Source organism: Alkalibacillus haloalkaliphilus C5 (assembly GCF_000269905.1).
Classification (GTDB): domain Bacteria; phylum Bacillota; class Bacilli; order Bacillales; family Alkalibacillaceae; genus Alkalibacillus; species Alkalibacillus haloalkaliphilus_A.
The window spans coordinates 26,765-40,179 of the sequence record NZ_AKIF01000003.1 but is presented as its reverse complement, the minus strand read 5'-3'; the positions used below and the strand labels follow the sequence as shown (position 1 = coordinate 40,179).

Annotated in this window: 16 protein-coding genes and 1 pseudogene; all 17 read left to right on the top strand. The window is 36.4% G+C overall.

Annotated elements, in window-relative coordinates; genetic code table 11:
• The first annotated feature begins 74 nt into the window (after positions 1 to 74).
• The 17 genes and pseudogenes from A194_RS0100790 to spoVAE all read left to right on the top strand — a co-directional run bounded on the left by A194_RS0100790 (position 75) and on the right by spoVAE (position 13,408).
• On the top strand, positions 75 to 629 hold the full coding sequence (locus tag A194_RS0100790; protein WP_017184981.1) for an NUDIX hydrolase: 555 nt from the start codon (positions 75 to 77) through the stop codon (positions 627 to 629).
• A gap of 1 nt (position 630) precedes the next feature.
• Complete coding sequence (locus tag A194_RS0100785; protein ID WP_017184980.1) at positions 631 to 1,800, top strand: endonuclease Q family protein; 1,170 nt, start codon at positions 631 to 633, stop codon at positions 1,798 to 1,800.
• A 78-nt stretch (positions 1,801 to 1,878) separates the two neighbouring features.
• Entirely contained in the window at positions 1,879 to 2,514 is a 636-nt protein-coding gene (gene spoIIM, locus A194_RS0100780; RefSeq protein ID WP_017184979.1) for a stage II sporulation protein M, read from the top strand.
• Positions 2,515 to 2,625: 111 nt separating this feature from the next.
• Positions 2,626 to 3,075, top strand: a complete 450-nt coding sequence (gene fur / locus A194_RS0100775; protein WP_017184978.1) for a ferric iron uptake transcriptional regulator — start codon at positions 2,626 to 2,628, stop codon at positions 3,073 to 3,075.
• Between the two features lie 84 nt (positions 3,076 to 3,159).
• Positions 3,160 to 4,053 carry a site-specific tyrosine recombinase XerD gene (xerD, locus tag A194_RS0100770; protein ID WP_040402143.1) on the top strand — a complete coding sequence of 298 codons (894 nt, stop codon included), beginning with the start codon at positions 3,160 to 3,162 and terminating at the stop codon, positions 4,051 to 4,053.
• A gap of 69 nt (positions 4,054 to 4,122) precedes the next feature.
• The gene (gene deoB / locus A194_RS0100765; protein ID WP_017184976.1) at positions 4,123 to 5,298 is read left to right on the top strand and encodes a phosphopentomutase; all 1,176 of its coding nucleotides are present in this window, start codon (positions 4,123 to 4,125) and stop codon (positions 5,296 to 5,298) included.
• Positions 5,299 to 5,320: 22 nt separating this feature from the next.
• On the top strand, positions 5,321 to 6,142 hold the full coding sequence (locus A194_RS0100760; protein ID WP_017184975.1) for a purine-nucleoside phosphorylase: 822 nt from the start codon (positions 5,321 to 5,323) through the stop codon (positions 6,140 to 6,142).
• A gap of 12 nt (positions 6,143 to 6,154) precedes the next feature.
• Complete coding sequence (locus A194_RS0100755) at positions 6,155 to 7,459, top strand: pyrimidine-nucleoside phosphorylase (protein WP_017184974.1); 1,305 nt, start codon at positions 6,155 to 6,157, stop codon at positions 7,457 to 7,459.
• A 110-nt stretch (positions 7,460 to 7,569) separates the two neighbouring features.
• Positions 7,570 to 8,751, top strand: a complete 1,182-nt coding sequence (locus A194_RS0100750; protein ID WP_017184973.1) for a D-alanyl-D-alanine carboxypeptidase family protein — start codon at positions 7,570 to 7,572, stop codon at positions 8,749 to 8,751.
• Positions 8,752 to 8,828: 77 nt separating this feature from the next.
• Positions 8,829 to 9,182 (top strand): anti-sigma F factor antagonist, encoded by a 354-nt coding sequence (spoIIAA, locus tag A194_RS0100745; RefSeq protein ID WP_017184972.1) that lies wholly within the window; start codon positions 8,829 to 8,831, stop codon positions 9,180 to 9,182.
• Positions 9,179 to 9,622, top strand: coding sequence for an anti-sigma F factor (gene spoIIAB, locus A194_RS0100740; RefSeq protein WP_017184971.1), 444 nt, complete (start codon positions 9,179 to 9,181; stop codon positions 9,620 to 9,622). The genes spoIIAA and spoIIAB overlap by 4 nt, the downstream gene beginning before the upstream one ends.
• A 5-nt stretch (positions 9,623 to 9,627) precedes the next feature.
• The gene (gene sigF, locus A194_RS0100735) at positions 9,628 to 10,380 is read left to right on the top strand and encodes an RNA polymerase sporulation sigma factor SigF (RefSeq protein WP_017184970.1); all 753 of its coding nucleotides are present in this window, start codon (positions 9,628 to 9,630) and stop codon (positions 10,378 to 10,380) included.
• A 160-nt stretch (positions 10,381 to 10,540) separates the two neighbouring features.
• Positions 10,541 to 11,152: a stage V sporulation protein AA gene (locus tag A194_RS0100730; protein ID WP_017184969.1), complete on the top strand. Its 612-nt coding sequence runs from the start codon at positions 10,541 to 10,543 to the stop codon at positions 11,150 to 11,152.
• Entirely contained in the window at positions 11,145 to 11,561 is a 417-nt protein-coding gene (locus tag A194_RS0100725) for a stage V sporulation protein AB (RefSeq protein ID WP_017184968.1), read from the top strand. The genes A194_RS0100730 and A194_RS0100725 overlap by 8 nt, the downstream gene beginning before the upstream one ends.
• 15 nt (positions 11,562 to 11,576) lie before the next feature.
• A complete protein-coding gene (spoVAC, locus tag A194_RS0100720; RefSeq protein WP_017184967.1) occupies positions 11,577 to 12,023 on the top strand; it encodes a stage V sporulation protein AC in 447 nt (148 codons plus the stop codon).
• Between the two features lie 19 nt (positions 12,024 to 12,042).
• A pseudogene (gene spoVAD, locus A194_RS16805) lies at positions 12,043 to 13,055 on the top strand (stage V sporulation protein AD).
• Positions 13,056 to 13,057: 2 nt separating this feature from the next.
• Positions 13,058 to 13,408, top strand: coding sequence for a stage V sporulation protein AE (gene spoVAE / locus A194_RS0100710; protein WP_029424929.1), 351 nt, complete (start codon positions 13,058 to 13,060; stop codon positions 13,406 to 13,408).
• The last annotated feature ends 7 nt before the right edge of the window (positions 13,409 to 13,415 follow it).

Here is a 13,415-nt window from a genome sequence, read left to right as displayed (position 1 = left end):
TATTTTATCGACACTAAGGCTTAATGACAAACGTTAAGCTGTAATGTGATAAAATACACGAAGAGGTGAGATTAATGAATAAATTTGAAGAAAAGACTATACATACAGAAAAAATATACGAAGGCAGAATTATTGATGTTGAAGTTGATGACGTTAAGCTTCCAAACAGTGAAACATCAAAACGCGAACTCGTTAGACACCCTGGAGCAGTCGCTTTAATTGCACTAACTAATGAAGGTGAAATTGTCATGGTAGAACAATATCGAAAAGCTCTCGGTAAAAGCATTATTGAAATTCCCGCCGGTAAATTAGAAGAAGGTGAATCTCCTGAAATAACGGCCGCAAGAGAGCTAGAAGAAGAAACAGGTTATCGTGCACAGTCATTAAATTATGTTGTCTCATACTACACATCACCTGGGTTTGCTGATGAAATTATTTATATTTATAAAGCAGAGGGTCTGGAAGTTGTGAGTGAAGATCAGCTTCAAATGGATGAGGATGAATTTGTCGAACTAAAAGAGGTATCTATTAAAGAAGCACTAAAATTAATAGAAGAAAAACGTATACATGACGCTAAAACTATTCATGCTATTTATTATTTAATGTATCAGTCATTGAAGGGTGAATAAAATGTCTAAAACATACTACGCTGACTTACACGTCCACATCGGACAAACAAAGCAAGGAAATGCTGTTAAAATATCAGCTTCGAACAATCTTACGGTTCGTAACATTTTTGATTTCGCAAAAAGTGTAAAAGGAATCGACTTAATTGGCATTATTGATGCACACTCTCCAGAAGTTTTAACTGAGTTTGATCAAATGGTTAAAACTAAAGAAATTATAGAACTTAATGGTGGAGGTCTTTCCAATGGGGAAGTGACAGTCCTTTTAGGTAGTGAAATTGAAATATATGATTCATATTGTTCTGGGCCGATTCACGTGTTAATTTATTTTCCGACAATTGAAAAGATGAAACAGTTTACACGTTGGTATCAAAAGTATGTCAAAAATCCTCACCTTAGTTCTCAAAGAATCTATATTGATGGTATGAGTTTCCAACACAAAGTGAAACAGTTAGGTGGATTGTTCGTACCAGCACACGTCTTTACACCTTTTAAAAGCTTGTATGGCAAAGGTGTTCAAAGTTCGCTAAGGGAAGTGTTTGACCCAAATTTAATTGATGCAATTGAACTAGGGTTAAGTTCTGATACTGGAATGGCTGAAGTCATTAGTGAGCTACAACATTATCCATTTTTAACTAATTCTGATGCACATTCTTTAGAGAATATTGGTAGAGAGTATCAAAAAATGCTTTTAAGTGAACGTTCTTTTAGGGGATTAGAACAAGCTTTAGCACTTAAGCACGGCAAAGTGATTTGTAATTATGGCTTAAACCCGAAACTAGGTAAGTATTATGAGACGAAGTGTCGACAGTGTGGGGGTATTAGTCAATCTCTTAATCAATGTCACCAGTGTGGCTCGAATAAGGTTATTAAAGGTGTTTCAAGAAGGATCAAAGAAATTGAGCAATCACAAGGACAATCACCGTCACTTGTCGAACGCCCACCTTATATTCACCAAGTCCCTCTAAAGTATGTTCCGGGATTAGGACCGAAGATGTTAAGTAAACTAAGGAAACATTTACATCATGATATGTATATTATTCATGAAGCGGCTAAGGAGGATTTAAACCAATTTGTATCTTCAAATGTTGCTAGACAAATTATTCAACTTAGAAAAGGTGAGCTACAAGTTGTACCAGGAGGCGCTGGTCAATACGGAAAAGTTGAAAAATAATTAATCTCTTAATTAGTTCTATAATCCATTCTACTAACATAGTTTTTTACTAGAGTAGAAATGAATGGAGGAACTAAGATGAAACAGTGGCCGAGAGCACTAACAATTCACATTCAACCTTATTATAGCTTGTACGTCTTTTTGTTTGTTTTGTTTCTAATTGGCGTCATTTTTGGATCTATGATGGTAAGTAGTTTGAATTTTTTACAGCAACAAGATTTATTTTTCTTTGTCGAACAGTATTTTCATTCCATGTCTGAACAACCAACTGGTAGTTACTTAGCTGTGTTTTGGGATGCACTTTGGACACACGGAAAATACATTACTTTCCTGTTTTTGTTTGGGTTATCTTTTGTTGGCTTACCAGTAGTATGGTTTTTATTGTTCGTAAAAGGGGTCGTTATTGGCTTTACGGTTGGTTTCTTGGTCAATCAGTTATCGTGGCAAGGATTTTTATTATCTGTCATGTCAATTGCACCGCAAAACCTTTTAATCGTTCCAGCCTACCTCATTATTGCAGCGAGCAGTATGGTGTTTACGATTCATGTATTACGTATATTATTTGTTAAGCATCAAAGTTCAAATACGATTAGTGATGTAAGTGTTTTTTACATTAGATCATACATTGTTGCGTTAATGTTAGTTGGAGTAGGGTCAGTATTAGAAACTTTTGTATCGTCTAATATGCTAGAATGGATTGTTAGCAGTTTATAATAGTTATCATATAATATCGATTATAATAACTTGTTTAAAATTATTATAATTTGACACAGATACCCCCTTTTTTTATAATTATGAGTGTATGAAATGAGGGGAGAGATTGTGTTGGAAAACCGCATTGAGAAAATTAAGAAACAATTACACTCTCAAAGTTATAAACTAACTCCACAACGCGAAGCCACTGTAAGAGTTTTATTGGAGCATGAGCAAGATCATTTAAGTGCGGAAGATGTCTATCTCCTCGTAAAAGAGAAAGCTCCGGAAATAGGGCTGGCAACCGTTTATCGTACGTTAGAATTACTGACCGAGCTTAAAGTAGTTGATAAAATTAACTTTGGTGATGGTGTATCTAGGTACGACTTGAGAAAAGAAGGAGCAGAACATTTTCATCACCACTTAGTCTGTGTTGACTGCGGTTCTGTTACTGAAATTGAAGAAGATTTATTAGGTGATGTTGAAAAAGTCGTAGAGAAACAGTTTGAATTTGATGTTAAAGATCATCGACTTACTTTTCATGGTGTTTGTAAAAGTTGTCAAAATCAACAAAGTGAATAATAATAGAACTAGGCCTTTTATCCAAATGGACAAAAGGTCTTTTATACTTTATGCGTTTCTTTTACTTTCCAAACAAAAAGGGGTATGTTAATGAAAGATATAATGCAAGATTTCCTACACTTTTTAAGAATTGAGAAAGGTTTGGCAGATAATTCGATTAGCTCATATGAAAGAGATTTAAGACAATATATAACATACCTTCAAGTAGAAGAAAAAATTGAATCAATCAGTGATGTTGAACGTCAACACGTTAGAGGACTGCTCAATCAAATGAAAGAGCAAGGGAAGTCTTCTGCAAGTATTTCGCGTATGATTTCTACACTTCGTTCGTTCCATCAGTTTATTGTCCGAGAACACCAAATATCCATTGATCCCACTTTACATATTGAACGACCTAAAAAAGAAAGACATTTACCAAAAGTATTATCTAATGAAGAAGTTGAGCGTTTGTTAGAAGTAAGTGGGGAAAAACCAATTGAGCTCAGAAATAAAGCGATGTTTGAAACATTGTATGCAACCGGTTTACGTATTTCAGAGTTATTATCATTAAAAATTGATGATCTTCATTTATTAATGGGCTTTGTAAGAATAGTCGGTAAAGGAGGAAAAGAAAGAATTGTTCCTCTCGGTAAACCAGCACAAGACGCGATCCAAGCCTATGTTGACTATGGTCGTGATCCGTTATTAAAAAAACAGAAAAATGATGCTTTATTTTTGAACCATAGAGGGAATACCATGACTAGGCAAGGTTTTTGGAAGGTATTGAAAGCGCACGCACGTAATCAAGGAATCTTTAAAGAAATCACACCTCATATGTTAAGGCATTCATTTGCTACACATTTATTAGAAAACGGTGCAGATTTGAGAGCTGTACAAGAAATGTTAGGTCATGCTGATATTTCAACTACACAAATTTATACTCATGTTTCTAAATCTAGATTAAAAGATATTTATCAAGATTACCATCCGCGTGCATAATAGAAGTAATTTATGTTATATTGTAAAGCGTTTCCTTTATGATGTAAGTAAAATGGAGGTTGTAACAAGATGTCATTTAAAAGAGTATTTTTAGTAGTAATGGATTCAGTAGGTGTTGGTGAATCACCTGACGCTAAACAGTTCGGTGATGAAGGTGCTGATACGTTAGGTCACACTGCACAACATATGGGCGGTTTAAAAATGCCGAACATGGAACGTTTAGGTTTAGGGAATATTCATGAAGTAGAAGGTATAGGTCATTCTGCTCAGCCAAAGGCTCATTTTACAAAGATGGAAGAGGCTTCTGCGGGTAAAGATACAATGACAGGCCATTGGGAAATTATGGGTTTGCGCATTGATCAGCCGTTTCGTGTTTTCCCTGATGGTTTCCCTGATGATTTAATTAATCGTTTAGAAGAAAAAACAGGACGTAAAGTTATTGGTAATAAGCCAGCTTCAGGAACAGAAATTTTAAAAGAATTAGGTCCAGAACATATGGAAACAGGCGCACTTATTGTGTATACATCAGCTGATTCTGTATTACAGATTGCAGCACATGAGGACATTGTTCCTGTAGAAGAATTACATGGAATTTGTGAATTCGCTCGAGAAATCACAAAAGATGAACCATATATGATTGGTCGCATTATTGCAAGGCCATTCGTTGGTGAGCCAGGATCATTTGAAAGGACACCTAATAGACACGATTATGCACTTAAGCCGTTTGGCGAAACAGTGATGAACTACTTAGAAGATGACGGTTATGACGTTGTCGCGTTAGGTAAAATTTCAGATATTTATGATGATGAAGGTGTAACTGAGGCGATTCGCACTGAAGATAACAATGATGGTATGGACAAGCTAGTCGCATCAATGGACAAAGATTTTAACGGATTAAACTTTTTAAACTTAGTTGATTTCGATGCGAAGTACGGCCACCGTCGTGATCCACAAGGTTATGGTGAGGCGTTAGAAGAGTTCGACCGTCGTTTACCAGAAGTATTAGACAAACTAGATGAAGATGATTTACTAATTATAACGGCTGACCACGGTAATGACCCAATCCATCATGGTACCGACCATACTAGAGAGTATGTACCTTTACTTGTTTTCCATAAAGGTATTTCAGAAGGTCAAAATTTACCAATGCGTAAAACTTTTGCTGATATAGGGGCAACCGTAGCAGATAACTTTAACACAAAAATGCCTGAATTCGGCAAAAGCTTTCTTAAAGATATTAAATAATCGTATATAAAGGAGAATACACATGTCGTTAATCGAACAAATTAGGGAGTCTGAGAAATATATTAGTGACCAATTATCAGGTCAAACACCGAGTATCGGTTTAATTTTAGGGTCTGGTTTAGGCGTATTAGCTGATGAAATTGATAACCCTGTAACAATTCAATACCATGAAATTCCACATTTCCCTCAATCAACTGTCGAAGGGCATAAAGGTCAACTTGTGATTGGTGAGTTACAAGGTCAAACAGTTGTTGCGATGCAAGGTCGCTTCCACTATTATGAAGGTTATTCAATGCAACATGTCACATTTCCTGTACGTGTTATGAAACAATTAGGCGTTGAAAAGCTAGTTGTTACGAATGCAGCAGGTGGAATTAACGAATCTTTCAATGCAGGCGATTTAATGCTAATTGAAGATCATATTAATAATATGGGTGATAATCCGTTAATGGGTAAAAACGTTGATGAGTTGGGTCCACGTTTCCCAGACATGTCTCAAGCTTATGACCGTGACTTAATTGAAGTAGCTCAAAAGACCGCTGACGAATTAGGTCTAAACGTACAACGTGGAGTTTACGTGGGGAATTCAGGTCCGACTTATGAGACGAGCAGTGAAGTAAAAATGTTAAGGACATTAGGTGGAGATGCAGTAGGAATGTCTACAGTACCAGAAGTTATTGTAGCTAACCATGCTGGAATGAGGGTACTGGGTATTTCTTGTATTTCTAATATGGCTGCAGGTATACTTGATCAGCCTTTATCTCACGATGAAGTAATTGAAACGACTGAACAAGTAAAACAGCAATTTATTCAACTAGTTAAACAAACGTTGCAAGCGTTGTAAGGAGCAATTGCCATGCGAATGTATGATATTATCGCAAAGAAAAGAGACGGTGAAGCATTAACCGATGAAGAGCTAAATTTCTTCATTGAAGGATATACAGATGGCTCAATTCCAGAATATCAAGCAAGTGCTTTAGCTATGGCTATTTATTTTAATGGAATGACAGAACAAGAGCGTGCTACTTTAACAATGGCTATGGTTGAGTCTGGAGACACAATTGACCTTTCGCCTATTAAAGGAGTGAAAGTTGATAAGCACTCTACAGGTGGAGTTGGTGACACTACAACACTAGTGTTAGCACCATTAGTTGCAGCTGTAGGTGTGCCAGTTGCTAAAATGAGTGGACGTGGGTTAGGCCATACAGGTGGTACAATTGATAAGTTAGAGGCTGTACCAGGTTTCCACGTTGAAATCGATAACGAAGAATTTATTCGCTTAGTTAATGAAAATAAGCTTTCTGTGATCGGACAGTCAGGTAATTTAACGCCAGCTGATAAAAAGCTTTACGGCTTAAGAGATGTAACAGCGACTGTCAATTCAATTCCATTAATCGCTAGTTCCATTATGAGTAAGAAAATTGCCGCTGGTGCTGATGCGATTGTACTTGATGTAAAAACAGGTGCAGGTGCATTTATGAAGAGCGAAGAAGAATCTGTTGAACTTGCTAAAGCAATGGTATCGATCGGTAACAATGTTGGTCGTAACACGATGGCTGTTATTAGTGATATGGGTCAGCCGTTAGGTCGTGCGATTGGTAACTCGTTAGAAGTACAAGAAGCGATTGATACGTTACGTGGTGAAGGGCCAGATGACTTAACTGAACTATCATTAACACTTGCAAGTCAAATGGTTGTACTAGGTGGCAAGGCAAGTTCACTTGATGAAGCAAGAGACTTGTTAGAAAAAGTGATCGAAAATGGTGAGGCCATACAAACATTGAAAACTTTCTTATCCTCGCAAGGTGGAGCTGCATCGGTTGTTGATGAGCCGATCAAATTACCACAAGCAGAGTATAATATTGAACTTCCTGCTAAACAATCAGGCTATGTAAGTGAAATTGTTGCTGATGAGATCGGTAATGCAGCCATGTTATTAGGTGCAGGACGTCAAACAAAAGATTCACAAATTGACCTTGCTGTCGGTGTCGTGCTAAACAAAAAGGTTGGTGACTACGTAGAAGAAGGTGAATCTTTATTAACGATTCATTCTAATCAAGAAGATGTAGATTCAATTAAAAAGAAGCTATACGAAAATATCACGCTAACTACAGATAGTGTACAACCACCACAATTAATTAAAACGATCATTTCTGAGTAATATATGAAATCCTGGGTTTTCTAAAAAAGAAAACTCAGGATTTTTTTGTTTTTATGTAATAAAAAATTTTTCTATGGAAAAAATATGAAGCATGAATGGAGGGAATTAATGTGCTACGTAAAATTACAATTTTAACGGTGATCTTATTTTTATTATTTCCACAAATGAATATATGGGCTAATGAAGAAGGAAGTAGTGAATTAGTTGAATCGGCAAAGTCAGCCATGTTGTTAGAGGTTGATACAGGAACAGTTCTGTATGATAAAGATCCACATAAACGTTTGCCACCAGCAAGTATGACGAAGCTTATGTCTATGCTTTTAATTATGGAAGAGCTTGATAAAGGGACAATCACATTGGATGAAACGATTCAAGTAAGTGAATATGCTGCATCAATGGGTGGTTCTCAAATTTACCTAGAGCCATTTGAAGAAATGACAGTTGAGGAATTATTAAAAGCTGTTGCGGTAGCCTCAGCGAATGATGCAACTGTAGCGCTTGCAGAACGGATTGCAGTTACTGAACAAGCATTTATCGATCAAATGAATGAACGAGCGAGTGAACTCGGCTTGGAGAATACTAATTTCGTTAACTCGACAGGTTTACCTGATGAAAATCAATATAGTTCTGCACATGACATGGCTCGAATTGCTCAGGAGCTCCTAAATCATGAAGAAATAACCGATTATACAAAAATTTATGAGGATTACTTAAGACAAGATACAGATGATGAGTTTTGGCTTGTTAACACGAATAGGTTAGTTAAGTTCTATCAAGGTGTTGATGGCTTAAAAACAGGTTATACAAGTGAAGCTAAGTATTGTTTAACAGCAACAGCCAAACGAGGTGACATGAGAGTCGTATCTGTCGTAATGGGAGCAGAAACACCACAAAAACGTAACGCTGATATTACATCAATGCTTGATTATGCCTATGGACATTATGAGTTACATCAAGTTCATGCTAAAGGTGATGAGTTATATCGTTGGCAACATATTAAAGCAGATAATGACTATTTAGTAGCTTCGCCTAAACAAAACATTTCGATGTTATTAGAAAAAGGCGAAAAAATTAGTGATTATCGTACAGAAATTTCAGTTGATTCATCTGATGAATGGCCATTAGCAAAAGATGATGAAGTTGGTAAAATTGAAATATACAAAGAAGACCAACTCGTTAAAGATTACCCTTTAACAATTAAAGAAGAAATAAAAGATGCATCAGTCTTTACATTGTGGAAGCGAATGATGAATCAACTACATCATCGGGATGTTATGTCGAAATTGAACTAGTTTTGTCTTTGTGCAGGAAAACAAAATAATAATGGCGAAAAGGCTCAATAGCATCTATTCAAAGGAGGAAGAATGCATTGAGCCTTATTTCACATTTCGAGAGAAAAGAAGATGTGTTGCTTGTTCGTTTAGTTGGTGAATTGGACCATCATGAAGCAGAATCTTTAAAAGAAAAATGGCAACAGTATTTACAAGATGAAGACATTAAGAATGTTGTGGTTAACCTAGAAAGGTTATCATTTATGGATTCATCAGGTTTAGGTGTTTTCCTTGGACGTTATAAGGAAGTTAAAGCTAATGATGGTGAGATGGTCATTTGCTCCATTAATAATTCTGTCAAAAGATTATTTGAACTTTCCGGGATGTTTAAACTAGTTAATACTGAAGAGGATGAAACAGCTGCACTATCCCGTTTGGGGGTGGCTTCATGAACAATCATATGAAAGTTGAGATGGCTGCTAAAAGTGAGAATGAATCATTTGCAAGAGTAGTTGTTGCTTCTTTTATATCGCAATTAGACCCGACAATGGATGAATTAACAGAGGTCAAAACTGTTGTCTCTGAAGCGGTAACGAATGCTATTATTCACGGTTATGAAGACATGGACCAAGGTGTTGTAGAGTTAGAGTGCCATATTGATGAGGAAGAAGTTTCATTAAAGATTATAGATTACGGAAAAGGGATTCCTGACATCGATGAAGCGGTTGAACCGATGTATACTTCTAAGCCAGAGTTAGAGCGTTCTGGAATGGGTTTTACGATTATGGAGAATTTTATGGACGAGTTTGAAGTGGTGTCAGCTGAAGGTCAAGGTACAACGGTAACATTGAGGAAAAAATTCAATCACAATGAACGTCATGCTGTTCGGTGATGTCAATGAAAGAAAATAAGCAAGTTAAAGATGAGCGCGCTTTATCAAATGAAGAAGTGAAAGAACTCATCGAACGAAGTCAGCAAGGTGATCAAGACGCGCGAGATTTAATTGTTGAGAAGAACACTCGACTTGTTTGGTCGGTTGTTCAACGTTTTTTAAACCGAGGTTATGAAGCTGACGACTTATTTCAAATAGGGTGTATTGGATTAATTAAGTCAATAGATAAATTTGACTTAAGTTATGATGTGCGCTTTTCGACTTATGCTGTACCCATGATTATTGGTGAAATACAGCGTTTTATTCGAGATGATGGTTCAATTAAAGTGAGCCGTTCACTAAAAGAAATGAACCATAAAATTAGGGCTAAAAAAGATGAGTTAACAAAAGCATATGGGCGTTCTCCATCCATTGTAGAGTTAAGTGAAGCATTGGAGATTCCGAAAGAAGAACTTGTTATGGCAATTGAAGCAAACCAAGGGACTCATTCTATTCACGAAACGGTGTATGAAAATGAAGGTGATCCAATTACATTGATGGATCAAATTGCAGATAAAGAAACAAGGTGGTTTGATCACATTGCTTTAAAAGAAGCGATACAAAAACTAGACAATCGCGAAAGGTTAATCATTTATTTAAGGTACTTTAAAGATCAAACACAATCAGAAGTGGCTAAACGATTAAATATATCTCAAGTCCAGGTTTCACGTCTGGAGAAGAGTATATTGTCTGAATTAGAAGATTTGTTGGAGACATAAAACTAAAGGAACATTAACTTGTAAATGCAAGTTAATGTTCCTTTTATTTTTGTCATCAGAGAGTTTAATATTATTGGCCAATATAGTTTGTAAAAAATACATGGATTACTTCTCGATGTACATAATAACAATATAGCAATTCAAGGGATGGGTCTAACAAATGTCTAATGTCATATATTTGCGTCTGAAATACAAGCGGAAAGTCAATCTCAACGACCAAATAAGACTAGGAGATATCGCCTGGATTAGTTGTGCAGAGCAATTACAAAGTAAACTTTTAAACTTATTTGTTTACGAAGTAACAGAGTATGATCAAACGTATAAAGTAATTGACTTATATAACATTATTAAAAAAATACAAAACCTGTACCCAGAATACGATATTGAATCTGTTGGACCATCACAAACGATTTTAATACTTGAACAACCTCGTACGAAAATGTACCCAATTTATGTCTTTTTCATTTGGACACTTTTGTTTATAGGTGCAGCTATGGCTATTATGAATTTTCATTTTGATGTAAGTATGCCAGAAGTACAGGAGAGGTTGCACAGCATGATGTCTGGAGATATAGATCGAAGTGTCCTTTGGTTACAAATCCCATATTCAATTGGATTAGGTTTAGGGATGATTTTGTTTTTTAACCATTTCTTGAAGAAGAAGTTTAATGAAGAGCCAAGTCCGCTTGAAGTTGAAATGTTTAATTACGACCAGAATTTATATGAATACGTCACATTTAATGAAAATGAGTTGAACAAAGATAATGATTAGTTACGCTGTAGAAATAATTGTCGGTTTATCTGCTGGTCTAGCGGTAGGCTCTGGTTTTGTAGCCTTTCTAACAGTATTAGGTATAATCCCTCGTTTAGTTCAACTGTCTAAGTCAGGAAAGTTGATCCGTATTTATGAATGGTCAGTCATATTAGGGGCAATGTTTGGAATTTGGGTCACATTTAGTGACTACACGTTTCAAACACCCGTTTTCGTTGAGGTTTATTGGGGATTATTACATGGGATTTTTATCGGTATGTTAGCAGCTGCATTAACCGAAGTACTAAATGTATTTCCGATTTTAGCTAAGAGATTACACGTAGACAATTTTATTCCTTTATTAGTTTTAGCTATTGTTTTTGGAAAGATTTTAGGGTCGTTGTTTCAATGGATATTTTTTGTGAATTAGAAAGGAGCAAGACGATTGATTACAAAAGAAAACTATAAGCAATCATTAAAAAATTATCAACCAAAACCTAAGTATTTTCGAAATTGCTTAAAAGCGTTTTTAGTCGGGGGATTCATTTGTTTAATTGGACAAGGTTTGACCGTTTTTTTTATGGAAATGTTCGGATTCACTTCGAAAGAAGCAGCTAATCCAACTATTACGACATTAATCTTAATTGCGGCTTTATTAACAGGATTTGGATTGTATGATAAGATAGGACAATTTGCTGGTGCCGGTTCAGCTGTGCCAGTGACAGGTTTTGCAAATTCGATTACAAGTGCAGCATTAGAACATAAAAGTGAAGGGATCGTATTAGGGGTTGCTACAAACATGTTTAAGCTAGCTGGTTCAGTCATTGTATTTGGAACGGTAGCTGCTTACGTTGTAGGTGTGATTCGCTATACAATTCAAACTCTATTTTAAAGTGTAAGGTGGTTCTTTTATGAAACAAGGAAAACATTCATGGATTTTTAATAACAACGAAGTTATATAAAAGGTACTGCAACGGCCTCTGGCCCTAAAGAGAAAGCAGGCCCTTTAGGTCAAACCTTTGACTTTTCATATGAGAATTTATACTGTGGCGGCAAAACTTGGGAGCAAGCAGAGCAAAATATACTAAATAAATCAATCAAGATGTGTATAGAAAAGTCTAAGGTTCGTGAAGATGTAATTGATTTAATTATTAGTGGAGATCTTTTAAACCAAACTGTTTCTTCAAATTATACTGCAAGAAATTATGAAAGTTCTTTTTTAGGTGTTTTCGGTGCATGCTCTACTTCAATGCAAACGTTGGCTATGGGAGCGTCGCTAGTTGATAGTGGAAACTGTAATTATGTGTTGGCTAGTACAAGTAGTCACTATTCAACTGCGGAGAGACAATTTCGCTATCCGACTGAATATGGTGGTCAAAAACCTGATACAGCAACATCGACTGTTACTGGTGCTGGTTCGGCGTTAATTTCTAAAGAGCATAGTCCAATTCAAGTAGAAGGTGCAACAATTGGTAAAGTTATTGATTTTGGGGCGGATGATCCACTTGATATGGGATCGGCCATGGCACCAGCGGCCGCTGATACCATTGTACAACATTTAAAAGATTTCAACCGAACTCCAGAGGATTACGATCTAATATTAACGGGTGATTTATCGAGTGTCGGTACTCCAATTGTTAAAAAGTTGGCTTATCAATCGGGTTATGACATAGAAAGCGTTCATCGTGATTGTGGGTTAATGGTTTATCACTCCAACCAAAACATTTTTGCAGGTGGAAGTGGTTGTGCAGCATCAGCCATTGTAACTTATGGTCAAGTTGTTCAGCAACTTAAAGCAGGGGAGTTGAGTAAAGTGTTGGTTGTCGCTACAGGTGCGTTACTTAGCCCTACGATTGTACAACAAAAAGAAACAATTCCGTGTATTGCTCACGGTGTTGTATTGAAGCGGGTGAGTGCAACATGATTATGGATTTCTTTTGGGCTTTCGTTGTTGGTGGCACAATTTGTGTAATCGGGCAACTCCTTTTAGATATTTTCAAATTAACACCAGCACATGTCATGTCATCATTTGTAGTTGCAGGTGCTGTGTTAGACGGATTCGGGCTGTATGATAAATTAATTGAGTTTGCCGGTGCTGGAGCGACTGTTCCAATTACAAGTTTTGGGCATTCTTTGTTACATGGTGCGATGGTTCAATCAGAGGAGCACGGATTTATGGGTATTGCAGTCGGGATCTTCCAATTAACTTCAGCAGGTATTGCATCAGCTATATTATTCGGTTTTATCGTAGCATTGATCTTTAAACCTAGAGGATAAAGGGTGC

Coding starts and splice junctions, on each gene's coding strand:
- A194_RS0100790 (WP_017184981.1), top strand. CDS start 75: ATGAATAAATTTGAAGAAAAGACTATACATACAGAAAAAATATACGAA.
- A194_RS0100785 (WP_017184980.1), top strand. CDS start 631: ATGTCTAAAACATACTACGCTGACTTACACGTCCACATCGGACAAACA.
- spoIIM (WP_017184979.1), top strand. CDS start 1,879: ATGAAACAGTGGCCGAGAGCACTAACAATTCACATTCAACCTTATTAT.
- xerD (WP_040402143.1), top strand. CDS start 3,160: ATGTTAATGAAAGATATAATGCAAGATTTCCTACACTTTTTAAGAATT.
- deoB (WP_017184976.1), top strand. CDS start 4,123: ATGTCATTTAAAAGAGTATTTTTAGTAGTAATGGATTCAGTAGGTGTT.
- A194_RS0100760 (WP_017184975.1), top strand. CDS start 5,321: ATGTCGTTAATCGAACAAATTAGGGAGTCTGAGAAATATATTAGTGAC.
- A194_RS0100755 (WP_017184974.1), top strand. CDS start 6,155: ATGCGAATGTATGATATTATCGCAAAGAAAAGAGACGGTGAAGCATTA.
- spoIIAB (WP_017184971.1), top strand. CDS start 9,179: ATGAACAATCATATGAAAGTTGAGATGGCTGCTAAAAGTGAGAATGAA.
- sigF (WP_017184970.1), top strand. CDS start 9,628: ATGAAAGAAAATAAGCAAGTTAAAGATGAGCGCGCTTTATCAAATGAA.
- A194_RS0100730 (WP_017184969.1), top strand. CDS start 10,541: ATGTCTAATGTCATATATTTGCGTCTGAAATACAAGCGGAAAGTCAAT.
- A194_RS0100725 (WP_017184968.1), top strand. CDS start 11,145: ATGATTAGTTACGCTGTAGAAATAATTGTCGGTTTATCTGCTGGTCTA.
- spoVAE (WP_029424929.1), top strand. CDS start 13,058: ATGGATTTCTTTTGGGCTTTCGTTGTTGGTGGCACAATTTGTGTAATC.